Annotated in this window: 27 protein-coding genes; all 27 read left to right on the top strand. The window is 61.2% G+C overall.

Features of this window, described 5'->3' with window-relative positions; all coding sequences use genetic code 11:
• Nucleotides 1-98: 98 nt before the first annotated feature.
• The 27 genes from flgB to fliQ all read left to right on the top strand — a co-directional run bounded on the left by flgB (nt 99) and on the right by fliQ (nt 24420).
• On the top strand, nt 99-479 hold the full coding sequence (flgB, locus tag AC1DDS_RS18670; RefSeq protein WP_310411086.1) for a flagellar basal body rod protein FlgB: 381 nt from the start codon (nt 99-101) through the stop codon (nt 477-479).
• Between the two features lie 2 nt (nt 480-481).
• The gene (gene flgC, locus AC1DDS_RS18665; RefSeq protein ID WP_310411083.1) at nt 482-901 is read left to right on the top strand and encodes a flagellar basal body rod protein FlgC; all 420 of its coding nucleotides are present in this window, start codon (nt 482-484) and stop codon (nt 899-901) included.
• The gene (gene fliE / locus AC1DDS_RS18660; RefSeq protein ID WP_477480248.1) at nt 898-1236 is read left to right on the top strand and encodes a flagellar hook-basal body complex protein FliE; all 339 of its coding nucleotides are present in this window, start codon (nt 898-900) and stop codon (nt 1234-1236) included. Before flgC ends, fliE begins: the two co-directional genes overlap by 4 nt.
• Before the next feature lie 11 nt (nt 1237-1247).
• A complete protein-coding gene (gene flgG / locus AC1DDS_RS18655; RefSeq protein ID WP_477480247.1) occupies nt 1248-2030 on the top strand; it encodes a flagellar basal-body rod protein FlgG in 783 nt (260 codons plus the stop codon).
• 20 nt (nt 2031-2050) lie between these two features.
• Nucleotides 2051-2569, top strand: coding sequence for a flagellar basal body P-ring formation chaperone FlgA (gene flgA, locus AC1DDS_RS18650; RefSeq protein ID WP_405030139.1), 519 nt, complete (start codon nt 2051-2053; stop codon nt 2567-2569).
• Nucleotides 2566-3681: a flagellar basal body P-ring protein FlgI gene (locus AC1DDS_RS18645; protein ID WP_477480246.1), complete on the top strand. Its 1116-nt coding sequence runs from the start codon at nt 2566-2568 to the stop codon at nt 3679-3681. Before flgA ends, AC1DDS_RS18645 begins: the two co-directional genes overlap by 4 nt.
• On the top strand, nt 3678-4220 hold the full coding sequence (locus AC1DDS_RS18640; protein WP_310411068.1) for a MotE family protein: 543 nt from the start codon (nt 3678-3680) through the stop codon (nt 4218-4220). Before AC1DDS_RS18645 ends, AC1DDS_RS18640 begins: the two co-directional genes overlap by 4 nt.
• On the top strand, nt 4217-4927 hold the full coding sequence (gene flgH, locus AC1DDS_RS18635; RefSeq protein WP_310411065.1) for a flagellar basal body L-ring protein FlgH: 711 nt from the start codon (nt 4217-4219) through the stop codon (nt 4925-4927). The genes AC1DDS_RS18640 and flgH overlap by 4 nt, the downstream gene beginning before the upstream one ends.
• 35 nt (nt 4928-4962) lie before the next feature.
• Nucleotides 4963-5469 (top strand): flagellar basal body-associated FliL family protein, encoded by a 507-nt coding sequence (locus AC1DDS_RS18630; RefSeq protein WP_477480405.1) that lies wholly within the window; start codon nt 4963-4965, stop codon nt 5467-5469.
• A complete protein-coding gene (gene fliP / locus AC1DDS_RS18625; protein WP_477480245.1) occupies nt 5466-6206 on the top strand; it encodes a flagellar type III secretion system pore protein FliP in 741 nt (246 codons plus the stop codon). The genes AC1DDS_RS18630 and fliP overlap by 4 nt, the downstream gene beginning before the upstream one ends.
• Before the next feature lie 353 nt (nt 6207-6559).
• Nucleotides 6560-7750, top strand: a complete 1191-nt coding sequence (locus AC1DDS_RS18620; protein ID WP_477480244.1) for a flagellin N-terminal helical domain-containing protein — start codon at nt 6560-6562, stop codon at nt 7748-7750.
• A gap of 308 nt (nt 7751-8058) precedes the next feature.
• Entirely contained in the window at nt 8059-9249 is a 1191-nt protein-coding gene (locus AC1DDS_RS18615; RefSeq protein WP_477480243.1) for a flagellin N-terminal helical domain-containing protein, read from the top strand.
• Between the two features lie 227 nt (nt 9250-9476).
• Nucleotides 9477-10721, top strand: coding sequence for a flagellin N-terminal helical domain-containing protein (locus AC1DDS_RS18610; protein ID WP_477480242.1), 1245 nt, complete (start codon nt 9477-9479; stop codon nt 10719-10721).
• Nucleotides 10722-11074: 353 nt separating this feature from the next.
• Complete coding sequence (locus AC1DDS_RS18605) at nt 11075-12355, top strand: flagellin N-terminal helical domain-containing protein (RefSeq protein ID WP_477480241.1); 1281 nt, start codon at nt 11075-11077, stop codon at nt 12353-12355.
• A 351-nt stretch (nt 12356-12706) separates the two neighbouring features.
• Nucleotides 12707-13360, top strand: coding sequence for a hypothetical protein (locus AC1DDS_RS18600; RefSeq protein WP_477480240.1), 654 nt, complete (start codon nt 12707-12709; stop codon nt 13358-13360).
• Entirely contained in the window at nt 13357-14517 is a 1161-nt protein-coding gene (locus AC1DDS_RS18595; RefSeq protein ID WP_477480239.1) for a flagellar motor protein MotB, read from the top strand. The genes AC1DDS_RS18600 and AC1DDS_RS18595 overlap by 4 nt, the downstream gene beginning before the upstream one ends.
• Before the next feature lie 4 nt (nt 14518-14521).
• On the top strand, nt 14522-15877 hold the full coding sequence (gene motC, locus AC1DDS_RS18590; RefSeq protein ID WP_477480238.1) for a chemotaxis protein MotC: 1356 nt from the start codon (nt 14522-14524) through the stop codon (nt 15875-15877).
• Nucleotides 15874-17262, top strand: a complete 1389-nt coding sequence (gene fliK / locus AC1DDS_RS18585) for a flagellar hook-length control protein FliK (RefSeq protein ID WP_477480237.1) — start codon at nt 15874-15876, stop codon at nt 17260-17262. Before motC ends, fliK begins: the two co-directional genes overlap by 4 nt.
• Nucleotides 17195-17764 (top strand): transglycosylase SLT domain-containing protein, encoded by a 570-nt coding sequence (locus AC1DDS_RS18580; protein WP_477480236.1) that lies wholly within the window; start codon nt 17195-17197, stop codon nt 17762-17764. The genes fliK and AC1DDS_RS18580 overlap by 68 nt, the downstream gene beginning before the upstream one ends.
• A gap of 269 nt (nt 17765-18033) precedes the next feature.
• Nucleotides 18034-18705, top strand: coding sequence for a transcriptional activator Rem (rem, locus tag AC1DDS_RS18575; RefSeq protein WP_477480235.1), 672 nt, complete (start codon nt 18034-18036; stop codon nt 18703-18705).
• A gap of 115 nt (nt 18706-18820) precedes the next feature.
• On the top strand, nt 18821-20377 hold the full coding sequence (locus AC1DDS_RS18570; RefSeq protein ID WP_477480234.1) for a flagellar hook protein FlgE: 1557 nt from the start codon (nt 18821-18823) through the stop codon (nt 20375-20377).
• A 38-nt stretch (nt 20378-20415) separates the two neighbouring features.
• A complete protein-coding gene (flgK, locus tag AC1DDS_RS18565; RefSeq protein WP_477480233.1) occupies nt 20416-21846 on the top strand; it encodes a flagellar hook-associated protein FlgK in 1431 nt (476 codons plus the stop codon).
• 4 nt (nt 21847-21850) lie between these two features.
• The gene (locus AC1DDS_RS18560; RefSeq protein ID WP_477480232.1) at nt 21851-22912 is read left to right on the top strand and encodes a flagellar hook-associated family protein; all 1062 of its coding nucleotides are present in this window, start codon (nt 21851-21853) and stop codon (nt 22910-22912) included.
• Nucleotides 22913-22950: 38 nt separating this feature from the next.
• Nucleotides 22951-23298 (top strand): flagellar biosynthesis regulator FlaF, encoded by a 348-nt coding sequence (flaF, locus tag AC1DDS_RS18555; protein WP_310411020.1) that lies wholly within the window; start codon nt 22951-22953, stop codon nt 23296-23298.
• Entirely contained in the window at nt 23295-23741 is a 447-nt protein-coding gene (gene flbT, locus AC1DDS_RS18550) for a flagellar biosynthesis repressor FlbT (protein ID WP_310411017.1), read from the top strand. Before flaF ends, flbT begins: the two co-directional genes overlap by 4 nt.
• Complete coding sequence (gene flgD / locus AC1DDS_RS18545; RefSeq protein ID WP_477480231.1) at nt 23735-24148, top strand: flagellar hook assembly protein FlgD; 414 nt, start codon at nt 23735-23737, stop codon at nt 24146-24148. Before flbT ends, flgD begins: the two co-directional genes overlap by 7 nt.
• Nucleotides 24149-24153: 5 nt before the next feature.
• Nucleotides 24154-24420 carry a flagellar biosynthesis protein FliQ gene (fliQ, locus tag AC1DDS_RS18540; protein ID WP_310411014.1) on the top strand — a complete coding sequence of 89 codons (267 nt, stop codon included), beginning with the start codon at nt 24154-24156 and terminating at the stop codon, nt 24418-24420.
• Nucleotides 24421-24436 lie beyond the last annotated feature (16 nt).

Here is a 24436-nt window from a genome sequence, read left to right as displayed (position 1 = left end):
CCACGGCTTCAGGCTCAAACGGAAGCACAAACTCCCGGCAAGTCCCACGCAAGTTTAACGCCGTAGGTTCCGTGGCACCAACGATGGAGTTTGCCGTCATGCAACCAATTCAATTCTTCGAGCTGGCTTCCAGGCAGGCCGAGTGGCTTTCCGTTCGCCAGTCCGTGGTCGCAGGCAACATCGCCAACGCCAATACCCCCGGTTACCGGGCCAAGGATGTGAGCGCCTTCCAGTCGGTGCTCGAAAACACCGGCATCCGCATGGCGGCCACCAATCCGATGCATTTCGCCGAGGCGAGCCTGAGCAGCGAGATTACCGAGATCGAGCCGAACAAGGATGTCGGCGAGCAGATTTCGGGCAACACCGTCGGTCTTGCCGAGGAACTGATGAAGCAAGGTCAGGTCAAGCGTGAGTTCGAGCTCAATGCCGGCCTCGTCAAGGCGTATCATCGCATGATGCTGATGACTGTCAGGAAATAATGATGGATCCCCTACTCGCCTCAATGAAAGTCGCCGCCTCCGGTCTGGAAGCGCAGTCCACCCGTATTCGCATCGTTTCGGAAAACCTGGCGAACGCCCGCTCGACCGGCGACACGCCTGGAGCGGACCCGTATCGACGCAAGACCATCACCTTCGTGTCCGAGCTCGACCGCGTAAGCGGTGCTTCGCTCGTCGAGGTCGACCGTCTGGCGGAGGATGAAAGCGACTTTGCGGCGGAGTTCGATCCGGGCAATCCGGCCGCCGACGAGAAGGGCATGGTGAAGATCCCGAACGTCAATGTGCTGGTCGAAATGGCGGACATGCGCGAGGCCAACCGCTCGTATGAAGCCAATCTGCAAAGCATCAAGCAGTCGCGCGATCTCATCAGCGCGACCATCGACCTCCTGAGGGCATCGCAATGATCGAATCAATCCAGAGCGTCCGGTCGTTCTCCACCTCCGCCCTGACCGGAACGGCGACGGAAAACACTGTCGCCGGCAGTGCGGTCCAGTCGCCGCTGGCTCCGAGTGTGCCGCAGCCGATGAGCTTCTCCCAGGTGCTGGGCGACATGGCAACCGACGCGGTCAACTCGTTGAAGCTCAGCGAAACGAAGTCCTTCGAGGCGGTTCAAGGCAAGGCGAGCACCCGCGAGGTCGTTGACGCCGTGATGAACGCCGAGCAGGCGCTGCAGACGGCGATCTCGATCCGCGACAAGGTCGTCACCGCCTACCTCGAAGTCGCCCGCATGCAGATCTGAAGGACAGTGCCATGAAAGCTCTCGCCATCGCCGCAACCGGCATGAACGCGCAACAGACCAATCTCGAGGTCATCGCGAACAACATCGCCAACATCAACACAACGGGTTACAAGCGCGCGCGCGCCGAGTTCTCCGACCTGCTCTACCAGACCGAGCGCGCCCAGGGCGTACCAAACCGCGCCAATGCGGCCATCGTCCCGGAAGGTGCGATCATCGGTCTCGGCGTCAAGACAGCGGCCGTCCGCAACCTGCATCTGCAGGGTGGTCTGACTCAGACCGGCAACTCCTTCGACATCGCGCTTGTCGGCCGTGGCTGGTTCCAGATCGAAGCGCCGGACGGAACGACGCTCTACACGCGCTCGGGTGCCTTCAACACCAACGCCGACGGACAGCTCGTCACGCTCGACGGCTACACCGTTTCGCCGGGCATCACCGTGCCGCAGGAGGCAACCGCAGTCACGGTCAACCGCTCCGGCCAGGTCTTTGCGACCGTCAACGGCGAGGAACAGGATCTCGGTCAGATCACCCTCGCGAACTTCATCAACGAGGCCGGTCTCGAGCCGCTCGGCGAAAACCTGTTCCGCGAGACCGATGCATCGGGCGATGCGATCGTCGGCACACCGGACGAGAACGGCTTTGCCTACATGCAGCAGAACTATCTCGAGGCGTCGAACGTCGATCCGGTCAAGGAAATCACCGACCTGATTTCGGCCCAGCGCGCCTATGAAATGAACTCCAAGATCATCCAGGCGGCAGACGAAATGGCGGCCGTCGTGAGCAAGAACCTCCGGTAACCGCAACAGACGAGGGGAACATGATGTTTCGCCTGTTACAATCGCGTCAAAAGAAGGCTCGAGCAGATCGGGCGAGAGGGCTGTTCGTTGTCCTCGTCCTGGCGCTCGCGGGCCTCACGGGCGGGCTGGGCACGGCACAAGCCTCCGGCGAAGCGCGTTTCGCGGTTGTTCCCAAGCGAACCATCTATCCCGGCGAACAGCTCGACGCGGCGCAGCTCGAGGAGGTCGAGGTCACCAATCCCAACATCGCGCCCGGTTACGCCGAAGAGATCGCAGCCGTCAACGGGTTGATCACCAAGAAGACGCTCCTTGCCGGCCGGATCATTCCCGTCTCCTCGCTGCGCGAGCCCTTCGCGGTCTCGCGGGGCAAGACCGTCCGGCTCGTCTTCCAGAACGGCCCGCTCATCATCTCGGCGTCCGGCACGCCATTGGAAGATGCCTCGGTCGGCGACCTCATCAAGGTCCGCAACATGGATTCCGGCGTCATCGTCTCCGGGACCGTCATGGGCGACCATTCAGTGCACGTGGTGGCAAAATGATCAGACCGTTCCTGTCCCGCCTTTTGAGTGTCCTTGTGGGGCTTGCGCTTTCGGTCGCGCCGGCCCACTCGGCCGCGCGCGTCAAGGACGTAGCGTCGCTGCAGGCGGGGCGAGACAACCAGTTGATCGGCTACGGCCTTGTCGTCGGCCTGCAGGGCACCGGCGACAGCCTGCGCTCGTCTCCGTTCACGGAACAGGCGCTGCAGTCGATGCTGCAGAACCTCGGCATCAACACGCAGGGCGAGCGCTCGCGGGCAAAGAACGTCGCGGCGGTACTGGTCACGGCCACGCTTCCGCCGTTCGCAAGCCCCGGCAGCCGCATCGACGTGACCGTCGGGTCGCTCGGCGACGCCACGTCGCTGCGCGGCGGCTCGCTGGTGATGACCTCGCTCACCGGCGCGGACGGTCTGATCTATGCCGTGGCGCAGGGCTCCGTCGTCGTCACCGGCTTCAATGCGCAAGGCGATGCCGCCTCGATCCAGCAGGGCGTTACGACCGCGGGCCGCGTGCCGAACGGCGCGATCATCGAGCGGGAGCTTCCGGCCCGGTTCAAGGACAGCTCCGACCTGGTGCTGCAGCTCCGCAACCCGGACTTTTCGACCGCGGTCGGCATGGCCGATGCCATCAACCGCTACGCCACGGCGCAGTACGGCGGCAAGATTGCCGAAGCGCGTGATTCGCAGTCCGTCTACGTCGCCAAGCCGAAGCGCGCCGATCTCGCCCGCCTGATGGCCGAAGTCGAAAATCTCGTGATCGAGACGGACGTGCCTGCCCGCGTCGTCATCAACGAGCGCACCGGCACGATCGTGATCGGCCAGGACGTGCGCATTTCGGAGGTGGCCGTGAGCTACGGCACGCTGACAGTGCAGGTGACCGAAATGCCGCAGGTCGTGCAGCCCGAGCCCTTTTCCAGAGGTGTTACCGCGGTCGAGCCGAACACCGACATCGTCGCCCAACAGGATGGCGGCACCGTTGCCATCCTTCACGGTCCGAACCTTCGCACGCTCGTCTCCGGGCTCAACAGCATCGGCGTGAAGCCCGACGGGATCATTTCGATCCTGCAGGGCATCAAGTCCGCCGGCGCGCTTCAGGCAGAATTGGTGCTGCAATGACGGACGGGCCACACGACACATCCCTTCTCGGTGGCCTTCGCGGCCTGCTGCTGCCCGCCCTCGGCGCGCTCATGCTGGTGGTACCCGGAGCGCTCGCCGAGGAGCGTCCGGTGATTGTCACCAGCAAGGCGACGGCGGACGAGATCCGGGAATTCTGCACCAACATCGCCGACAAGGCGCGCGACCAGCGCTACCTGCTGCAGAAGCAGGAACTCGAAGCCCTGCAGAAGGACGTCGACAGCCGCATCGCCACACTGGAAGCGCGGCGGGCGGAATACGAAGACTGGCTGCGGAGGCGCAATGAATTCCTGCAGGTGGCAGAAGCCGGTCTCATCGAGATCTACAAGAAGATGAAGCCGGACGCCGCCGCCGCGCAGCTTCAGGAGATCGACCCGGAGATCGCTTCGGCGATCGTCATGAAGCTCAATCCGCGCATGTCGAGCCTGATCATGAGCGAGATGGAGGCCGGTAAGGCTGCCGTGCTCGCCCGCATCATCGCCAGCGCCTCTGACCCGAATACCTCGAAGGACCCGTCATGAAGAAGCTCGCACTCGCCATGATGGCCACAGCGCTTTTGTCAGGCTGCGCAAACCAGGCGATCAGGGAGATCGGCCAGGCGCCGTCGATGAGCCCGATCGGCAGCGGCCTGCAATATGCGCAGACGCCGCAAATGGCGCTCTATCCCAAGCAGCCGCAAACCAGGATGGCCGGCTACTCCACCTGGAGCGATCAGCAGTCGAACCTGTTCAAGGATTCGCGGGCGATCAACGTCGGCGACCTGCTGACGGTGAAGATCCGCCTGAACGACGAGGCGACCTTCGACAACAAGACCGACCGCAGCCGCGTCAACAAGAGCGGCATGAACTTCGGCATTGGCGGAGAGGGTGAAAACTTCAGCCTCGACACGAAAGCTGACCTCAACTACGGCTCGTCGACGAGCACCAAGGGCAACGGCAAGACCGAGCGCTCAGAACGGCTCAGCCTGTTGGTTGCCGCCGTCGTCACCGGCGTGCTTGAAAACGGCAACCTGCTGATCAGCGGCTCGCAGGAAGTGCGCGTGAACCAGGAACTGCGCATCCTCAACGTTGCCGGCATCGTCCGACCGCAGGATGTCGATTCGGATAACCGCATCTCCTACGAGAAGATTGCCGAGGCACGCATCTCCTACGGCGGCCGCGGCCGCCTGATGGAAGTGCAGCAGCCGCCATGGGGACAGCAGGCCGTCGATCTCTTGTCGCCGATCTGATCGCACGCGCACGGAATCAGCTAATGAAAATGGACATGTCGGACGAAGACCAGGGCGACGAAGGCAAGAAGAAGACTTCGCCTGTCGTGACGATCGCGATCATCGCGGGACTCAGCGTCCTCGCAGGTGGCGGCGGCTGGCTCGTCGGCAATCTTCTGGCGCCGGCGGCGCCGGTCGAGCCGGTCGCGGCCGAGGCGGCCGGGGAACAGGGCGCGAAGCAAGACAAGGACGGCGAACTTCCGCGTCTTGCAACGGAAGCCAACGGCATCGTTGCCCTGGAGGCCTTCACCAGCAATCTGGCCTATCCTGCCGACAATCTCGTGCGGATGGAAGTGGCGCTCGCTTTCAAGGACACGCCCGACCCGGTGCTCGCCGAGGCGATTCATCAGGACATCATGGCCTATATGCGCACGGTGTCGCTGCAGCAGATCCAGGGGCCGCGCGGGTTTCAATATCTGCGGGACGACCTGAAGGAGCGGGTTGACCTGCGCTCCGAAGGGCGCGTAACGAACATCATGTTCCGGACCTTTGTGATCGAATGATTCGATTTTTCACGACGACCTTTATTGCCATGATGGCAATGACCACCATGGCGTTTGCCCAGCAGACGCCCGCGCAGATTCTCAACACGCCCATCGACGGATCAGTCGCGTCCTGGATCATCCGGACGTTCGGTCTTTTGACCGTGCTTTCGGTCGCGCCGGGCATCCTGATCATGGTGACGAGCTTTCCGCGCTTCGTCATCGCGTTCGCGATCCTGCGATCCGGGATGGGACTTGCGACGACGCCGTCGAACATGATCCTGGTCAGCCTGGCGCTGTTCATGACCTTCTATGTGATGATACCGACCTTCGACCGCGCCTGGGAGACCGGCGTCGAACCGCTGCTCGCCAACCAGATCGACGAGACGGAGGCGGCCAAACGCGTCGCCGAGCCCTTCCGCGAGTTCATGACCGCCAATACCCGTGAAAAAGACATGAACCTTTTCATCTCGCTCGCCGAGGAGCGGGGGCAGACGGTGGTCGAGGACGGCAAGGTCGATCTGCGCGCCGTCGTTCCCGCCTTCATGATCTCGGAAATCCGGCGCGGCTTCGAGATCGGCTTCCTCGTCGTGCTGCCCTTCCTTGTCATCGACCTGGTCGTCGCCACCATCACCATGGCGATGGGCATGATGATGCTGCCGCCGACCTCGATCTCGTTGCCGTTCAAGATCCTCTTCTTCGTGCTGATCGACGGCTGGAACCTGCTGGTCGGCAGTCTGGTCAGATCTTTCCACTGATTTTTCGGCTATCCGATCGCCCGCTGCCCTCGCGGGATTTGTTCACCTGCGGATCGAGGTCGCGGCGTGCTGCTCGACCATGTCCGGGACGCTCCTCGCTCCGTGGTTAATTTGCCTGTTTCAGAATTTGACACAGGTTTGGTTTCGTTAACCACGGTCTCTGCTTCGCTCGAAAGCCACCGCCGCAATTAAGAACCTGGCAAGACTCGGCGCCTAGTTTCATCCGCACACGACAGGTTTGGTTTTCACGGTAAGTGAACCAAGTGGCATGATGCCTATCTGTAGTAACCGGTAATAATTCATAAGTCCGGTATGTCCCAATCGGTAGTATTCAGTAAAAAGGGACAACTCCTATGACCAGCATTCTGACCAATGGCAACGCCATGGCAGCGCTTTCGACGCTGCGCTCCATCTCCTCGAACATGGAAGACACCCAGAACCGGATTTCGTCCGGTCTGCGCGTCGGTTCCGCTTCGGACAACGCCGCCTACTGGTCGATCGCCACCACCATGCGTTCGGACAACATGGCTCTTTCCGCCGTGCAGGACGCCCTGGGCCTCGGCGCCGCGAAGGTCGACACCGCCTATGCCGGTATGGAATCGGCGATCGAAGTCGTCAAGGAAATCAAGGCCAAGCTCGTCGCCGCCACCGAAGACGGTGTCGACAAGGGTAAGATCCAGGAAGAGATCAACCAGCTGAAGGACCAGCTGACCTCGATCGCTTCCGCCGCTTCGTTCTCCGGCGAAAACTGGCTGCAGGCAAATGCCAACGGCTCCGTCACCAAGTCCGTCGTCGCCTCCTTCGTTCGCGACGACAAGGGCAATGTCTCCGTCAAGAAGGTCGACTACGCCCTGAACGGCGGCAACGTCCTGTTCGACACGTCGGGCGGCAACCTGGGTATCCTCGACAAGACCTACAACGTGTCGCAGAAGAGCGTCACCGTATCGGTCAACACCGACGGCGTCGCCTCCGAGCACACCGTTGCTGCTTACTCGGTCGATGACCTGATTGCGCAGAACGCCACCTTCACGACCAACACGGTCGCGGGCAAGACGACGCAGCTCGCTGATGTCGGCGGTACCTTCTACGTCAAGATCGACGAGAACAACTGGGTCGAAGCGATGGACGTAACGGGCTCCGGCCAGGAAGCGGTCCACGACGAGGGCGGCACCTACTACGGTGTCGACACCGGCGCTGGCCCGGCCACCGCCGTTGCCGCTCCGAGCTCGATCGCCAACATCAATATCGTTGGCATGTCGAGCACTGCCCTCGACGCCCTGATCTCCGGCGTTGACGCGGCCCTCACCGACATGACGAGTGCTGCCGCCGACCTCGGTTCGATCGGCATGCGCATCGACATGCAGGAAGAGTTCGTCAAGAAGCTCAGCGAATCGATCGACAAGGGTATCGGACGTCTCGTCGACGCCGACATGAACGAGGAATCGACCCGCCTGAAGGCTCTGCAGACGCAGCAGCAGCTGGCCATCCAGGCTCTGTCGATCGCCAACTCCGACTCGCAGAACGTTCTGTCGCTGTTCCGTTAATCGGATCTCGCGTCCACAACTCGATAGTTCGAGGAGGCCGCACCTGGAAACGGGTGCGGCTTCAACCATTTCTTAAGCATGCACTGCTACGCGCGCGCACACGTCAGAGCTGCAAAATAAAATCTGCGGCTGTATCGCTTTACCTGTTTCATTTAGCTCTTCGTTAACCAAACAAGCGTTAGCTAGCCTCATTGAGACGGCGAGTTAACCTGAATTGTTAACGGGTTAGCAAGCATGACGCTGTGCGCCGGCTCCCGGTAGTCCGGAATGTCCCTTCACACATCAGCCATTCAAGGGGCACCCATCATATGACCAGCATCTTGACTAACGTCGCAGCCATGGCTGCGCTCTCGACCCTGCGCGGAATCGCCTCCGGCATGGAAGAGACCCAGGCTCGCGTATCGTCCGGTCTGCGCGTCGGCACTGCTTCGGACAACGCCGCCTATTGGTCGATCGCGACCACCATGCGTTCGGACAACATGGCGCTTTCCGCCGTGCAGGACGCCCTCGGCCTCGGCGCCGCGAAGGTCGACACCGCCTATGCCGGTATGGAATCGGCGATCGAAGTCGTCAAGGAAATCAAGGCCAAGCTCGTTGCCGCCACCGAAGACGGTGTCGACAAGGCCAAGATCCAGGAAGAAATCGACCAGCTCAAGGATCAGCTGACCTCGATCGCTTCTGCCGCTTCGTTCTCCGGCGAAAACTGGTTGCAGTCCGACCTGAGCGTTGCAACCACCAAGTCCGTCGTCGCCTCCTTCGTTCGCGATGACAAGGGCAATGTCTCCGTCAAGAAGGTCGACTACCCCCTTACGGGCAGCAACGTCCTGTTCGACACTAAGAACAACACCGGTATCCTCGACAAGATCTACAACGTGTCGCAGAAGAGCGTCACCGTGTCGGTCAACACCGATGGCGTTGCCTCCGAGCACACCGTTGCCGCGTACTCGGTCGATGAACTGATTGCGATGAACGCCACCTTCACGACCAACACGGTCAGTGGCAAGACGACCCAGCTCGCTGACGCCGGTGGTGGCAACTTCTACGTCAAGATCGACGACACCAACTGGGTCGCAGCTGTCGACGTGACGGGCCAAGGCCAGGAAGCGGTCCACGACGAGGGCGGCACCTACTATGGTATCGACACCACCGCTGTTCCGGCCACCAACATTGCCGCTCCTCAGTCGATCGCCGACATTGACATCAAAGGTATGTTGAACCCTGCGCTCGACGCTCTGATCTCCGGCGTTGACGCGGCCCTCACCGACATGACGAGTGCAGCCGCCGACCTCGGTTCGATCGGCATGCGCATCGACATGCAGGAAGAGTTCGTCAAGAAGCTGAGCGAATCCATCGACTCCGGCATCGGCCGCCTGGTCGACGCCGACATGAACGAGGAGTCGACTCGTCTCAAGGCTCTGCAGACGCAGCAGCAGCTCGGCATCCAGGCGCTGTCGATCGCCAACTCCGCTTCGGAAAGCATTCTGACGCTCTTCCGTTAATCCTGAGATATTTCAGCAGCTTAAAGGCCGTCCCCTGGGGCGGCCTTTTCGCTTGGGTGAACTTCGTGAATTCTGTTTAAGATTTGTTAACCATGGCCGGCTTAACTGCGCTCATCGTAACGATGGGTTAACCAAGACGAAGAAGCGGTTAACGGCATCAGGCCACACCATCGTTCCCGGCGCTTCCGGGATGTCCCTCATCTAGCCAATCCAGGGGCAAAATCATCATGACCAGCATTCTCACCAACGTCGCAGCGATGGCTGCACTACAGACCCTCCGCTCCCTCGACGCGAAAATGGAGGAAACCCAGTCGCGGGTCTCCACCGGTCATCGGGTCGGCACCGCCTCCGACAACGCTGCCTACTGGTCGATCGCGACCACCATGCGCTCTGACAACATGGCCTTGTCCGCCGTTCAGGACGCACTCGGGCTGGGCGCCGCCAAGGTCGACACCGCCTATGCCGCCATGGAAACAGCTGTCGAAGTTGTCAAGGAAATCAAAGCCAAACTGGTCGCCGCGACGGAAGAAGGTGTCGATCGCTCCAAGATCCAGGAAGAAATCGAACAGTTGCAGGAACAACTGCGGACGGTCGCCTCAGCGGCAAGTTTCTCCGGGGAAAATTGGCTTCAGGCTGACATAACCACGCCTACGACAGTCGTGACGAAAAACGTCGTCGGTTCTTTCGTGCGCGCCGAAGATGGCAGCGTTTCTGTCAAGAAGATCAACTACAATCTCGGTAGGGACACCGTTCTCTTCGACACGTCCGGAAATAAAAACGGCATCGTCGACAGGGTTTTCAATGTTTCGCAGAATGCTGTCACGCTAACCGTAAATACAAGCGGTGTCGGAGCAGAGCACACCGTAGCGGCATATACGATCGACCAACTGATCGCAGCGGGAGCAACCTTCACTACCAACTCGGTTGGAACGACGACGACGCAACTTGCTGAGGCGACAGCGGACCTGATCGTGGGCGGGGTTACCGTCATCGCGAACGGAGACTTCTTTGTTCAGGTGAGCGCCAACACCTGGGCCCTGGCGTCCGACGTGACCGGCACGGGGCAGGAAGCGCTCCATTACGACGGCGTGGGCACCTACTACGGCGTTGACACGACCAATGGCCCCGACACCAACATTCCGGCACCAGAGTCGATTGACACCGTAGACATCACCCTTCTGACCAATGATGAACTCGACGTCATGGTCAGCGCCGTTGACAAGGCTCTCGAGGCACTCATCAGCGCCAGCGCCGATCTTGGCTCGCTCGCCATGCGCATCGAGATGCAGGAAAACTTCGTGGCAAGCCTCACGGACTCCATCGATTCCGGCATCGGCCGCCTCGTTGATGCGGACATGAACGAAGAGTCGACGCGTCTCAAGGCGCTGCAGACGCAGCAGCAACTGGCCATCCAGTCGCTGTCGATCGCCAACACCAGTTCGGAGAATATTCTCCAACTCTTCCGTCAGTAAGCGGCGCCCGGCTAGGGGCGACTTCGTCCCGCTCTGAAGGAAAAACCGCGGCTCCGCAAGGAGCCGCGGTTTTCGCGTGTTTGGCCCTTACGAACGGTACCACCTCGCCTCTGGCGCGGCGCTGCAGAGCTTGCGCCAGGCTTGCCGGATTGTCGAATGTTTACGAAATCTTCATAATTCCTAACGGCTTCCGGGTGGCGTTAACCATTTGTTAACCTATTTTTCATTAACTTTTCGTTAAGAATGACGGACTGTCGCCCAGGGCAAACGGTTGGCGACAGCGCGCATGACGCGGTCCGCCGTTACCGGTGTTCACTCCGGCCTGCCTCACTTTTTCAGACAAGGCAACAACGATGGCCAGCATCCTGACCAACGCCGCCGCCATGGCGGCCCTCCAGACCCTGCGCTCGATTGATCGGGATCTCGAAACCACGCAGGCGCGTGTTTCCTCCGGTATGCGCGTCGAGACCGCCGCGGACAACGCGGCATACTGGTCGATTGCAACCACCATGCGCTCGGACAACCGTGCGCTTTCCACCGTGCAGGATGCGCTTGGACTTGGTGCGGCAAAGGTCGACACCGCCTACGCCGCCATGGAAAGCGCCATCGAGGTGGTCAAGGAAATCAAGGCGAAGCTGGTTGCCGCCTATGCCGTCGGCACCGACCGCGCCAAGATCCAGGAGGAAATCGCCCAGTTGCAGGAGCAACTGCGCAGTATTGCCGAATCGGCCTCCTTCTCAGGCGAGAACTGGCTGCAGGGTGTCATCAGCGATGGCGGCACGCCTGCCGTCGAGAAGCCTATTCTGAAGCAGGTTGTCGCTTCCTTCATCCGCAGTTCCTCCGGCCAGGTTGCGGTGACGACGGTGGACTACCCGATGAATTCCACTTCCGTGCTCTTCGACCAGGGCGGCGGCAAGCTCGGCATCCTCGACCGGGAAGTCGATTTTCTGAAAAAGAACGAGACCACCGTCAGCGTCGAGGTCGACGATGGGGTGGACAAAATCACCACGAGTTACGCTGTCCGAAACTACACCGACGCCGAACTGACTGCGCTCGGCCCCAATGCCAGCAGCGATCCACGGATCTATGAAGTGGGCGCCGGCCCGACCCTCTATCTGAAGGTCGCCGAAGGGAGCTGGGTGGAGGTCACAACAGCCGATCCGGCCGCCCCAGACACCACGACGCCGGCTTACAACGACGGCACCAACGATTATTACGTGGTTCTTAGCGGCGCCAGCGACATGGCCACCCGCAATCTCGGCCTTTCCGTCGCCACACTCGACATCAACAAGCTGCTCGACCTCGCCACCACGATGAACGGCATGACCGGCGGCGGCTATACGGAAGTCGACGTGCTCGACGTCATGACGCAGTTTGTCGACCAGCAACTGCTTGCCATGACCAGCGCGGCCTCCGGCCTCGGATCGATCCAGAGCCGCATTCAGATGCAGGAGAGCTTTGTCGCTAGTCTGGTCGACGTGATCGACAAGGGCGTCGGCCGTCTCGTCGATGCCGATATGAACGAGGAGTCGACACGCCTCAAGGCCCTGCAGACCCAGCAGCAACTCGGGATCCAGTCGCTGTCCATCGCCAACACCAACTCGGAAAACATCCTGCAGCTCTTCCGGCAGTAGTCCGTCCTGAGCGCCGCCCCTGTCGAAGGACGGTTTGGCCGATGGGGGCGTGCGTAAGAAAACCGGTGTGTCGTGGCCATCGCCACACCGGCATGCTTGGGCCGCGCGGTTTGCCCTGGCGCGGCCCAAGACCTTCATCTTCGCACAAGTTTGAACTTCTAGTCTTGCAAGCTGCAGTCAAGCAGATTGGGCGTCGTGCCGGCCAGATCCGGCGAGGCGATACGTCCGAGGAGACGGGACAACAGTGTCGAAGTGTAAGAAGGTATCGATGCACGAACCACGGTGGGGTGACTTGCGATGCGTTTGCGCGGCCTGGGAGCAGGCGGCCGGCCATGCGACTGGAGCAACGTCATGAGCGTGCATCTTGCCAGATACCTGAAGGATTTCAGCGCGCCGCGGCAGTCGCCATCGGCTTTCCCGCGTGACGGTGCGTCCGAACAGGCAGGCAGCGCGATCGAGCAGGTCGTCTTCGAGATCCCCGCGCCGGAGCCGCAGGTCGACATCGAGGCAGAGCGCGCCCAGGCGTTTGCCGCCGGTCGTGCCGAGGCGACAGCTGAACTTGAACGCCGCCACCAGGCCGAAGTCGAGGCGTTGCGCAGCGCACATACGGAAGAACTTGAGGCGTTGCGCGCCAAATACGAGCAGCAGGCCGCGGTCATGGTCGCCGAACGCTTTACGCAAATGGCCGAAACGGTCGCCGACCTTATCGCCGACCAGGCGGCCACTGTCCTGGCGCCGGTGCTCGATGAAACATTGTCTCGCAAGGCGCTCGCCGACATGGCCTCTATGATCCGGGCCGGCCTTTCCGACGGCGAGGGAGTTACCGTGACGGTCAAGGGATCGTCACATCTGTTTGAACAGTTGAAGTCGCATTTCGAGGGCGAGATTCCGGTGTTCCGGCATCAGCAAGCCGACGATCTCGATCTTGCGGTGGAATTTGGGGAAACGGTCCTGGTCACCCGCATGACGGCCTGGGCTGATACGGTCCGCAAGGTGCTGGCATGAGCGACGGCGACAACAATCATCACGGCAAGAACGAAGTCATCATCATCAAGCGTCAATCCGGCCAGGAGGGCGAGCATCACGGATCGGCGTGGAAGATCGCCTATGCCGACTTCATGACGGCGATGATGGCGTTCTTCCTCGTCATGTGGCTGGTAAACGCAGCCAACGAGGAGACGAAGGCTTCCGTCGCGTCCTACTTCAATCCGATCAAGCTCACCGACGACAAGCCGGCCGACAAATCGCTGAAGAAGCCCGGAAAGCAGGCCGAGGGCGAGGATACCCAGGAAAAATCGAGGAGCGAGGGCGATAAGCCGTCGCAATCGAACGGCGCCGAAAAGGGCAAGGACCAGAGCACGACCGCCGGCGATGAAGCCCAGTACTCGCAGGCCGACTTTTTCGAAAACCCCTATTCCGTGCTGTCGGAGATCGCCCAGGAAGTCGGCCAGCAGGCCAATGTCAGCGCCAAGGGCGACGGCGGCGCGGCCGACTCGGGTCCGGCGACGGGCGCCGCTGGCGGCGAGGCCTATCGCGACCCGTTCGATCCCGATTTCTGGACCCAGCAGGTCGAAATCAGCCAGGCCACCAGTGCCGGCACCGAGAACGTATCCAAACCTGGCCTGAACAAGGAAGCCGACATCGCCGCCGAAAAGCCCGAAGACGGAGCGAAGAAGGACGATGCGGATGCCGCGGCAAAGGCAGCCGGCGAGGCGGAGAAGTTGCAGAAGGAGATTGCTGAGAACATCGGCACGCTTGGTAAGCTCGCGGACGGCCTGACCGTTACTCCGGCAGAAGGCGGCCTGCTCGTCAGCCTGACGGACCAGATGAACTCGGCGATGTTCAATGTCGGTTCGGCTCTTCCGAAGAAGGATCTCGTGGTTGCCATGGAGAAGATCGGCAAGATCCTTGCCGAACGGAAGGGGGCGATCACCATTCGTGGCCACACCGATGCGCGCCCCTTCAAGGGCAACGGCGACAACTGGCAATTGTCGACGGCGCGCGCGCAGAGTGCCTACTATATGCTGGTGCGCGGCGGATTGGACGAGAACCGCGTCAACCAGGTCAGCGGCTTTGCCGATCGGCGGCCGAAGGTGCCCGAAGATCCACTGGCAGACGTCAATCGCCGCATCGAAATCCTGATCCAGGCGACCGAGGGCTAGCACTATGCCGGCAAGGCTGCGGGTGGCATCGATGGGAATGGCGCTTGCTGCGGGCCTCGGGCTCGCAGCCTCTGCGCACGCGCAGGGCCAGGACAACCTTGCGCCCTACAAGATGATCCGCTCCCTGCAATACGTGCAGGACACGGTCGTTCTGGGCGATCATTCCGCCATGGAGATGCAACGCTTCCTGCTGTCGACGATCGACGAGCGGTTGCGCACGGCCGATCCCTCTCTATTCAGAGACCCGCGCAATGTCGACGCGGCGCTCATCTATGCCATGAGTGGGGGTAACCCGGAGACGCTCGAGTTTTTGACCAAGCAGGACGTGGCCGGTCACTTTGATCCGCGCATCACGGATGCGGTGCGCAATTATCTCGACGGTCGCGGCTCGGCCAATACGAAGACGTTGGCCGAGATATTTCCCGAATACAAAGGCCTTCAGATCGGACCGTACCTGGCGCTCGTTTCCGCCAACTCCGTTCTGCGCAAGGATCCGAAGCTCGCGCTCGGCTATTTCGATTGGGCGCGGTTGACCGCGCCGGGCACGATCGTGGAGGAGGCGGCGCTACGGCGGTCGATCTACGTCGCCGAACAGAACGGCATGGTTGACAGGGGAGTTGCCTATTCGAGCCGCTATGCCCGACGCTTTCTGCATTCGCCCTACGCCAGCCAGTTCGCCGACCTGTTCGTCAAGCTGGCTACGGACAATTTCGAGAACGTCGGCGAGGATAACATCCAGGAAATCCTGTCCTTCATGGATATACCGCGTCAGCGCGAGGTCTATCTGCGCATGGCGCGTCTTGCCGCGATCTCCGGTAAGGAACGGCTGGCGACAATGGCCGCGGACCGGGCGCAGGCGCTGTCGGGCGACGGCGAGCAGGTACCCAAGACCCTTGCCGACCTGTACTCCGGACTTGCGTCGATCTCGTCTGCCGATGTCAGTCAGGCAGCAGAGAAGCTGATCGCCATTCCCGATTCAGATCTTTCGGCAAAGGATCGTGCACTCAAAGAGGCCGCGCGCGTCCTGGCGGAGGAGGTGCTGCGCCCGCCGATGATGACAGACATGCCGGACCTGGCCGCATCGCCGGACTTGCCAGGGGCGATGCCATCGGCCGCGACCGATACGCCGACCGCAGGAGCTAGCGACCTCGACGGCACGAGCCCGAAAGTCGTGACGGAAGTCGACGGGGCGCAAGGCTCTCCGGCCGCCGCAGGGGGACCGGGCGCAGCGACCGAGTCGGCGGAGAAAAAGACCAGCGAACAGGAAGGGGCGAGCGATCCCGCGTTCGACAACTACGTCGCGACGGGTCGTGAGAAATTGAACGACATCGACAAACTTCTGGAGGGAGACGGCAGTTGACCACTATCGACACCAGCGCACTGAACCAAGTCGCCCCCAAGCCGGGTGCAGGGAAAGACAAGGCGCAGACCGATGGCGACGGCAAGGGCCACGGCAAGTTTGCAGATGCATACGCAAACGTTGCGACCGGGGGTGCAGGCTCCGGTGCGGCGGACCAACAGCCGATCGCAAACAGGGCTTTGGACGTCGAGGCGGCCGCCTCCGAGGGTGGGCGTTCGACTAGGTCGATCGGGCATAAACCGGCAGCGTCATATCGCTCCGGTGGATTTCCCGCGTTGGCCGATGCCGCAAGGTCGCTCGACGCGGCCGAGGCAGGCAGAGCCGACGGGCCCGGACACGCCATGAAGGACTATGGCATCGGAACGGGTCGGGCCGGGCGGCAATCTGCATCGGGCGCGGGCGATGCCGAAGGTGCGGAAGCCGGCGAATTGAACGAAGCCACCGGCACCGATGGACTTGGCAATCTGCTGTCGATGCTGACCAGCACAACCGCTTCCGAGACCGATCCGTCGAACGGTGCGGTGTCCACCGCGTCGCTCGGTGCCGCCGTTGCCGCCCTGGTACAGGACGGTCAAGGCGGGAAGGGCCGATCGGATGATACCGCAAGGCGGGTTTCGGGTGTGGGCGCTGACGGTGCGGCTGCGACACCGGCTGCAGAAGGTCTGGGCGACATGGATGTCTCCGACGCAAACTCCGATGCGGATCAGGTCTTCCGGCTGGTCCGTGCCGATGGCAGGGGCAAGGCGGTTGAAATCGCGATTTCCGGCAATGGCGAGGCTTCGTCCGTCAAGGACCAGGCCGGCGCCAAGGTCGAGGCCGTCACCATCCTTGATTCGCGTCGATACATCGGACTGGCGCAGGCCGGTAATTCAGCGGCGGTGACAGCGGCGATCGCGCAGGATCCCTCCTGGGCTGCCGCCCTGGAGACAGCCGACAAAGCACCCGATCTGACCGGCAAGGTCGTCAACACACTCAAGATCCAGCTGCATCCGATCGATCTTGGCACCGTCACAGCGACACTTCGCCTGCAAGGCGACGCCCTTGTGGTCGACCTGAAGGTCGAGACCGGTAAGGCCTACCGGAATCTCAGCGAGGATCAGGATGCGATCGTGAAGGCCTTGCGCGGACACGGCTTCAGCGTCGACCAGATCAGCGTGCAGCTGACGTCATCGTCCGATCGCAGCGGCGGGGCAGGGCAGGGAGACACGCAGGCTCAATTTTCCGGCCAGCAGCAGCAGGCGCGCGAAGGCGGCGGTCGCCAGAGCGGCGGGGAGACGCGTTTTGCGGCCTCCATGGATCCAAACGAGGGATCGACACATGATTACGGGCAAACGGACATTTCTGCCGCTGATCAGCGTCGCGGCGTTGGCGGCGTCTATCTGTAACGCCAAAGCCTCCGCGGGGAGCTGTGAGCGTGAGATCCTGGCCGCTGCCTCGAAATACCGCGTCCCGGCCGGCATCCTCTATTCCGTTGGCCTGACGGAGACCGGCCGCAAAGGATCGCTGCAGCCCTATGCGCTGAACATCGAAGGGAAGGCCTATTTTGCCGCCGACCAGCGTGAGGCGCTCATGCGCTTCCAGCAGGCGCGGGCGAGTGGTGCCAAGCTGATCGATCTGGGCTGCATGCAGATCAATCACCATTTCCATGGTTCGGCGTTCTCCTCTCCGGCGGAAATGCTCAATCCGCGTCGCAATGTCGAGTATGCCGCGCGGTTCCTGGCAGAACTGCACGCGCGGCACGAGACCTGGACGATGGCTGTTGCGCGCTACCATGCCGGCCCCAACAACGATCCGGCCCAGAAGCGATATGTCTGCCGCGTGATCGCCAACCTGGTGGCGACCGGTTACGGCAGTTGGACGGACAACGCCCGCACCTTCTGCAAATAATGCAATTTAAGATTGAATAACGCTGCGAGCGTGAATTGTGGCGTTAATGCGTGCGCTTTGTGGTCCGCAAGCGATTGCTGATATTGCGTTAACCTTTTCCACTGCAAAATAGTCGCATTCGCACCGCTACCCACTAGATGTAGATCAAATCACTACGAAGTGGTTAATCAATTATTAAAAAATTCAGATGATTTTATCTAATTGCCGCTGATTCGCTCGATTCGTACCACTCTTCCAACGAAGCACCACACTGATTCGGAGGCGGACGAATGATCGTAGTGGTTGATGAGCGCGAGCTCGTTAAGGACGGCTATACTTCTCTATTTGGGCGCGAGGGCGTGCCCTCGACTGGATTTGACCCGAAGGAATTCGGCGAATGGGTCATTTCGGCGGCGGATACCGATCTCGATGCGGTAGAAGCCTTTCTAATTGGGCAGGGACAGCAAATGCTGGATCTGCCGCGGGCGATCCGTGACCGTTCCCAGGCGCCGGTGATCGCGGTCAGCGACAGTCCTTCGCTGGAGACCACGTTGGCCTTCTTCGACTGCGGTGTGGACGATGTCGTGCGCAAGCCGGTCCATCCCCGTGAAATCCTGGCGCGTGCCGCGGCAATCCGGCGGCGCCTGAAGGCGATCGCGAACTTCACCGACATCGGCCCGATCCGTGTCTTTTCGGACGGTCGCGATCCGGAGATCAACGGCGCCGTGTTCCCCCTGCCGCGCCGCGAGCGTCGCATCCTCGAATACCTGGTCGCAAACCGTGGCCGACGCCTGTCCAAGACGCAGATCTTCAACGCCATCTACGGCATCTTCGATGAGGACGTCGAAGAAAACGTCGTGGAGAGCCACATCAGCAAGCTGCGCAAGAAGCTGCGCAAGAAGCTTGGCTTCGATCCGATCGATTCGAAGCGCTTCCTCGGCTACTGCATCGACTGGAGCTGATTTTGGCCGGGCCGGTTTCCGGCCCGCATTGTGATTTCCATCACAAGCCACAGACAGCCTCACGCAAGGCCCGCACAATACTTTCAGCGACAATTCGAAATAGCGAGGAATCAGTATGAGCCTCTACGGAACCATGAGAACCGGCGTCTCCGGCATGAATGCCCAGGCAAACCGCCTGAGCACGGTTGCTGACAACATCGCAAACGCCAATACCACGGGCTACAAGAAGGCTTCGACGCAGTTTTCCTCGCTGATCCTGCCTACCACCGGCGGCGCCTACAATTCGGGCGGCGTCACCACGGACGTGCGCTACTCGATCTCGCAGCAGGGGACCTTCACCTACACGACGTCGGCCACCGACCTTGCCATTAACGGCCAGGGGTTCTTCATCGTGACCGGTGCCGACGGCGTCGAATACCTGACCCGCGCCGGCGCCTTCACCGTCATGGACGACGGTTCGATGGTCAATTCGGCCGGCTTCAAGCTGATGGGCTATGAGTATTCCTCGACCGACGATCCGACGATCGTCGTCAACGGTTTCGACGGACTGAAGGAGATCAATCTCGCTTCGGGATCGCTGACCGCAACGGGATCCACCGCAGGAGCTCTTGACGCCAACCTGCCCTCGAACGCGCCGGTCGGCTACTCTAAGACCACCTCGCTGGTCGCTTATGACAGCCAGGGCAACACCCGTCTGCTCGACTACGTCTACACCAAGGCGGCCGACAACACCTGGACGGTGGACGTCAAGTACAATGGCGTCTCCGTGATGAACCAGCCGATGCAGGCTTCGACAAGATCGAGCGTGCTCGGGAACCTGGATCCAGCCAGCGCGAGCTTCACGCATACCGCGACCGCCTACGACAGCACCGGCGCCGCCCGTACGCTGACGTACAACTACACCAATACCGGACCAGGAACCTGGGACGTCGAAGTCTTCGACGGAGCGACCTCCCTCGGCGCTCCCGTCAACCTGACGTTCGATGCGGCCGGCAAACTGACGTCCGGCGGCCCCATGGTGACGACGGCAGCTCCCCCGCTCGGCGCGCTCAGCATCGATTTCAGCTCCCTCACGCAGGAGACCGGTGCCTCGTCGGCATCCGCCATCGTCAACGGCAACGCCGCGAATGCCAGCGGTCCTGTCACCCTGACCTTCGACGCGGCAGGCAAGTTGCTCAATCCTTCGTCGCTGCGGACGCAGGGGCTGACGATCAACGGCGCAACGCTTGCGCCGCTCGACATCAGCATCGGCGGCACGACGCAGCTCGCCTCCGACTTCAACGTCTCCAACGGCAAGATCAACGGCAACTCGGCCAGCAAGGTGATCGGCTACGAGATCAGCGCCGACGGCGTCGTCTCGCTGAAGTACAACAATGGCGAACTGGAGCCGAAGTACCGCATCGCCATGGCGAACGTGCAGAGCCCGGACAACCTGAAGCCGCTGCCCGGCAACGTCTACTCGCAGAGCAACGATTCCGGCGTCATCGTCATGGGGTATGCCGGCAACAGCAGCTACGGCTCGATCCTCTCTGGCGCGCTCGAAGACTCCAACGTCGATATTGCCGAGGAACTGACCAGCATGATCGAGGCGCAGCGCAACTACACTGCCAACTCGAAGGTCTTCCAGACCGGTTCCGAACTGATGGACGTCCTCGTCAACCTCAAGCGTTGACGAGAACGGGTGCTGCAATAGAACGTTAGGTTGATACGATGTCGCTTTCAACGGCAATCAAGATTGCCCAGTCCAGCTTTTCGAATACCGCGATCCAAACCGCCGTGGCATCGAAAAACGTTGCGAACGCAAGCAACCCCGCATACAGCCGACGTGCCGCAATTCTCGCCTCGTCGGCCAACGGCTCGACGGTCGTCCAGACCTTCCGCGCGCAGAACGAAGCACTCCAGAAGCAAAATCTGCTGAGCATCTCTAAGTCCGCCGCGCAGGACACGACGCTGGCCGGTCTCGAGCGCATGAAGATGATGCTCGGCGGCGACTACGAGCTGTCGGCCGCCAATCTGATGTCGGTCCTGCGCAACAACCTTCAGGCGTTCGCGGACAAGCCGAGCGAGCGGTCCCTGGCGGAGACGGTCGTTGCGAACGCGACCGACGTCGCCAACTCGCTGAATTCTTCCAGCCAGGCCATCCAGAAGATGCGCGCGGAAGCGGATGCGGACATCGGGACTGCCGTCAACGAACTGAACCGCCTGCTTGCCGAGTTCAAGACCTATAACGATCAGGTCAAGGCTGGCACGGCCGCCGGTACCGACGTGAACGACGCGCTCGATCAGCGCGACAGGCTTCTGACGCAGATCTCCGAGATCGTCGGGGTCAGCACGCTGGTCCGTACCAACAACGACATGGCCCTTTATACCAGCGACGGAACGGTCCTGTTCGAGACGTATCCGCGCTCGGTCACGTTCGTCCCAACCGCGACGTTCACGGCCGGACTGGCGGGCAACAAGGTCTACATCGAGGGCGTCGCAGTGCCGGCGGGCCAAGGCGGCAACACCAGCGCCCAAGGGACACTGGCGGCACTGCTGCAACTGCGTGACGACATCACCCCCACGTTCCAGACGCAGCTCGACGAACTCGCGCGTGGGCTCATCTCGATGTTCCAGGACGCTGGTCAGCCCGGCCTCTTCGCCTGGATGAACGGTACCACGCAGTCAACTGTCGTTCCGGGTGCGCTGCAGGATGGATTGGCAGCTTCGATCATCGTCAACCCTTTGGTGATTACGGCGAAGGGTGGCAACCCGCTGGCGCTTCGCGACGGCGTGAACGTGAGCCAGAACACCGCCAACGACGCGAGCTTCTCGACATTGCTGGAAGGCTACGCCGCTGCCTTCGAGACGGACATGACGTTTGACGTCTCGACCGGTGTCAATCCGACGGCGAACATTCTGAACTTCTCGACCGCTTCGATCGGCTGGGTAGAGCAGTTGCGCAGTGCGGCGGTAACGGCCAACGACGACAAGTCCGCACTTCTGTCGCGGACACAGGATGCACTGAAGAGTGTGACGGCCGTCAGCCTCGACGAGGAACTGGCGCTGCTGCTCGATCTCGAACAGTCCTACAAGGCTTCGGCGAAACTGGTCGCGGCAGTCGACGAGATGATGACCGCGCTCCTCCAGGCAGCAGGCTAAGCACATGAAGACGTCGTTCGTATCCAACATGACCATGCAGAGCACTCTGCTTCGGACCATCGCCGAGGCGCAGACGGAGCTCATGCAGAAGCAGAAGGAGACGGTCACCGGCCGGCATGCCGACGTCGGCGCCGTTCTGGGCGCCAAGACCGCCCGCACGCTCAATCTCCACCGCGACCTGCAGCGCCTTGAGTCGCTGCTAAGTACGAACTCGCTGACAAAGCAGCGCCTCAGCGCCTCGCAGCTGGCGCTTGGAAACATCTCCGAAGCGGCAAAGCAGGTGCAGGAAACGCTGATCACGTTTGCCGGCACGGAAACGCAAACCCAGCTCAACCAGACCAAGGAGAGCTTCGCCGGTGCGCTGACGCTCTTCACCAATGCCGCCAACACATCCTTCAGCGGTGAGTATCTTTTTGCCGGCATCAATACCGATGTCATGCCGGTGAACAATTACCTCGCCGCCGGTTCTACGGCGAAAACAGCCTTCGACAGTGCTTTCTCCGCTTTCTTCAGCTTTCCGCCATCGGATCCGCAAACGGCAAACATCACCGATCTGCAGATGTCGGCGTTCATCGACGACCTCGAGACCAGGTTCATGGACACTTCGCCTGCAGGAACCTGGGCAACCGACTGGTCGAATGCGTCCAGCCAGAACATGGCAAGCCGGATCAGCACCTCCGAGGTCATCCAGAGTTCGACCAATGCCAATACCGACGGCATGCGCAAGTTCGCGCTCGGTGCGGTGATCGGCTACGAGCTCTTGAACCTGAATATCAGCACGGCGGTCCGCAAGACGGTCAGCGACAAGTCGCTGGAGTTCATCGGCTCCGCTATCACGGGCATCGACGGCGAGCGCACCACGCTCGGTGTATCGGAGGCACGCGTCAAGCAAGCGAACATCTCGCTCGAGGCGCAAACCAAGATCATGACGACGAGCATCAACAATCTCGAAAAGGTCGATACCAACGAGACCGCAACCCGCATCACGACTCTCGAAAACCAGCTGTCGCTGGCCTACACGCTGACGGGCCGATTGCAGAACATGAGCCTGGTGAACTACCTCTGATGATCAGAGGTGCGACGACAAACATGAAGGGTGTCTGAATGTACCAGTTCTCATACGTTGAGATCATGGAGGATGGCGTTGAAACCTCCAGAAGCCGGGAGCGGCAGGTTCTCGATCGCTCAATCGATCTCCTGCGGCGGGCGCAGCAAAGCGAAAGCTACGGCAGGGATGCCATTGAGGCGGTCTACTATACGCGCCGCGTCTGGATCCGCTTCGTGGAGGATCTCGGGGACCCGGAGAACCAGCTCGACCAGGAGCTGCGTGCCAATCTAATTTCAATAGCCCTCTGGATCTTGGGGGAGGTCGAACGCATCCGTAAGCGCGAGTCGGCCAATTTCCAGGGGATCATCGACATAACAACCATCATCAGGGATGGCATTAAATGAAAAGCACATTGCGGATCTCACTGAAGTCGGGCGAGCGTATCTTCGTGAACGGGGCGGTCCTGCGGGTTGACCGCAAGGTTGCGCTCGAGTTCCTGAACGATGTCACCTTCCTGTTGGAAAACCACGTCCTCCAGCCCGAGCAGGCGACGACGCCGCTGCGCCAGCTCTATTTCATCGCGCAGATGATCCTGATCAATCCGGAAGGCGCCGAGCAGTCGACGACGATCTTCCGCAAGTCGGTGATCATGCTCCTCAACTGCTTCAAAAACGAGGAAGTGCTGGCGGAGCTGAAGCGGATCGACGGTCTGGTCACGCAGGGGCGTGCCTTTGAAGCGCTGAAGGCCATCCGCGCTCTCTATCCGATCGAGGATCGCATCCTCAACAACCAGGAAATGACGCCGGCGACGATCGAGCATATCCGCAAGGAGATCGCCATATGGTGACGCCGGTCGGAGCCGCAGGAAACGGTTACACGCCGACCGTATCGGGCATGGAGTCCGGGTCGGACTCCAACAAGGCCACGCTCAACTACGAGAGCTTTCTGAAGCTGCTTGTCGCCCAGCTGAAGAACCAGGATCCGACGGAGCCGATGGATCCGACCCAGCAGATGGCGCAGCTCGCGACCTTCTCGCAGGTCGAGCAGACGATCAAGACGAACAAGAACCTCGAGAGTATGCTGCAGCGCACGGCTCTCCAGGAGGCCAATTCTGTGATCGGACGGACCGTGACCAGCGACGACGGCCAGATTTCTGGTGTCGTCAAGGAAGTGACGTTGTATACCGACGGCATCGTTGCGACGCTTGAGTCGGGCAAGAAGCTTGTCATCGGCCCCGGCGTGAAAGTGAGCTGACCGAAATGAATGAGGCCGACGCCCTCGATATCGCCCAAGCCGCCATCTGGACCGTGATCGTCGCGTCCGGTCCTGCGGTTCTGGCGGCCATGGTCGTCGGCGTCAGCATCGCTTTCATCCAGGCGTTGACGCAGGTCCAGGAAGTAACCCTGACCTTCGTCCCAAAGATTCTTGCGGTCTTCGTGACGGTCGCGCTCTCGGCGCCCTTCATCGGGGCGCAGATCTCCATCTTCAGCGATGTCATCTTCTCCCGGATCGAATCCGGCTTCTGAGCTTTTAGACTTCGTC

Source organism: Mycoplana sp. 10N416 (assembly GCF_056394765.1).
This window is presented reverse-complemented; position numbering and strand designations above follow the sequence as displayed.

What these genes read in the sequence shown, in the direction of transcription:
- flgB (WP_310411086.1), top strand. Translation starts at nt 99, where the DNA reads ATGCAACCAATTCAATTCTTCGAGCTGGCTTCCAGGCAGGCCGAGTGG.
- flgC (WP_310411083.1), top strand. Translation starts at nt 482, where the DNA reads ATGGATCCCCTACTCGCCTCAATGAAAGTCGCCGCCTCCGGTCTGGAA.
- fliE (WP_477480248.1), top strand. Translation starts at nt 898, where the DNA reads ATGATCGAATCAATCCAGAGCGTCCGGTCGTTCTCCACCTCCGCCCTG.
- flgG (WP_477480247.1), top strand. Translation starts at nt 1,248, where the DNA reads ATGAAAGCTCTCGCCATCGCCGCAACCGGCATGAACGCGCAACAGACC.
- flgA (WP_405030139.1), top strand. Translation starts at nt 2,051, where the DNA reads ATGATGTTTCGCCTGTTACAATCGCGTCAAAAGAAGGCTCGAGCAGAT.
- AC1DDS_RS18645 (WP_477480246.1), top strand. Translation starts at nt 2,566, where the DNA reads ATGATCAGACCGTTCCTGTCCCGCCTTTTGAGTGTCCTTGTGGGGCTT.
- AC1DDS_RS18640 (WP_310411068.1), top strand. Translation starts at nt 3,678, where the DNA reads ATGACGGACGGGCCACACGACACATCCCTTCTCGGTGGCCTTCGCGGC.
- flgH (WP_310411065.1), top strand. Translation starts at nt 4,217, where the DNA reads ATGAAGAAGCTCGCACTCGCCATGATGGCCACAGCGCTTTTGTCAGGC.
- AC1DDS_RS18630 (WP_477480405.1), top strand. Translation starts at nt 4,963, where the DNA reads ATGTCGGACGAAGACCAGGGCGACGAAGGCAAGAAGAAGACTTCGCCT.
- fliP (WP_477480245.1), top strand. Translation starts at nt 5,466, where the DNA reads ATGATTCGATTTTTCACGACGACCTTTATTGCCATGATGGCAATGACC.
- AC1DDS_RS18620 (WP_477480244.1), top strand. Translation starts at nt 6,560, where the DNA reads ATGACCAGCATTCTGACCAATGGCAACGCCATGGCAGCGCTTTCGACG.
- AC1DDS_RS18615 (WP_477480243.1), top strand. Translation starts at nt 8,059, where the DNA reads ATGACCAGCATCTTGACTAACGTCGCAGCCATGGCTGCGCTCTCGACC.
- AC1DDS_RS18610 (WP_477480242.1), top strand. Translation starts at nt 9,477, where the DNA reads ATGACCAGCATTCTCACCAACGTCGCAGCGATGGCTGCACTACAGACC.
- AC1DDS_RS18605 (WP_477480241.1), top strand. Translation starts at nt 11,075, where the DNA reads ATGGCCAGCATCCTGACCAACGCCGCCGCCATGGCGGCCCTCCAGACC.
- AC1DDS_RS18600 (WP_477480240.1), top strand. Translation starts at nt 12,707, where the DNA reads ATGAGCGTGCATCTTGCCAGATACCTGAAGGATTTCAGCGCGCCGCGG.
- AC1DDS_RS18595 (WP_477480239.1), top strand. Translation starts at nt 13,357, where the DNA reads ATGAGCGACGGCGACAACAATCATCACGGCAAGAACGAAGTCATCATC.
- motC (WP_477480238.1), top strand. Translation starts at nt 14,522, where the DNA reads ATGCCGGCAAGGCTGCGGGTGGCATCGATGGGAATGGCGCTTGCTGCG.
- AC1DDS_RS18580 (WP_477480236.1), top strand. Translation starts at nt 17,195, where the DNA reads ATGATTACGGGCAAACGGACATTTCTGCCGCTGATCAGCGTCGCGGCG.
- rem (WP_477480235.1), top strand. Translation starts at nt 18,034, where the DNA reads ATGATCGTAGTGGTTGATGAGCGCGAGCTCGTTAAGGACGGCTATACT.
- AC1DDS_RS18570 (WP_477480234.1), top strand. Translation starts at nt 18,821, where the DNA reads ATGAGCCTCTACGGAACCATGAGAACCGGCGTCTCCGGCATGAATGCC.
- flgK (WP_477480233.1), top strand. Translation starts at nt 20,416, where the DNA reads ATGTCGCTTTCAACGGCAATCAAGATTGCCCAGTCCAGCTTTTCGAAT.
- AC1DDS_RS18560 (WP_477480232.1), top strand. Translation starts at nt 21,851, where the DNA reads ATGAAGACGTCGTTCGTATCCAACATGACCATGCAGAGCACTCTGCTT.
- flaF (WP_310411020.1), top strand. Translation starts at nt 22,951, where the DNA reads ATGTACCAGTTCTCATACGTTGAGATCATGGAGGATGGCGTTGAAACC.
- flbT (WP_310411017.1), top strand. Translation starts at nt 23,295, where the DNA reads ATGAAAAGCACATTGCGGATCTCACTGAAGTCGGGCGAGCGTATCTTC.
- flgD (WP_477480231.1), top strand. Translation starts at nt 23,735, where the DNA reads ATGGTGACGCCGGTCGGAGCCGCAGGAAACGGTTACACGCCGACCGTA.
- fliQ (WP_310411014.1), top strand. Translation starts at nt 24,154, where the DNA reads ATGAATGAGGCCGACGCCCTCGATATCGCCCAAGCCGCCATCTGGACC.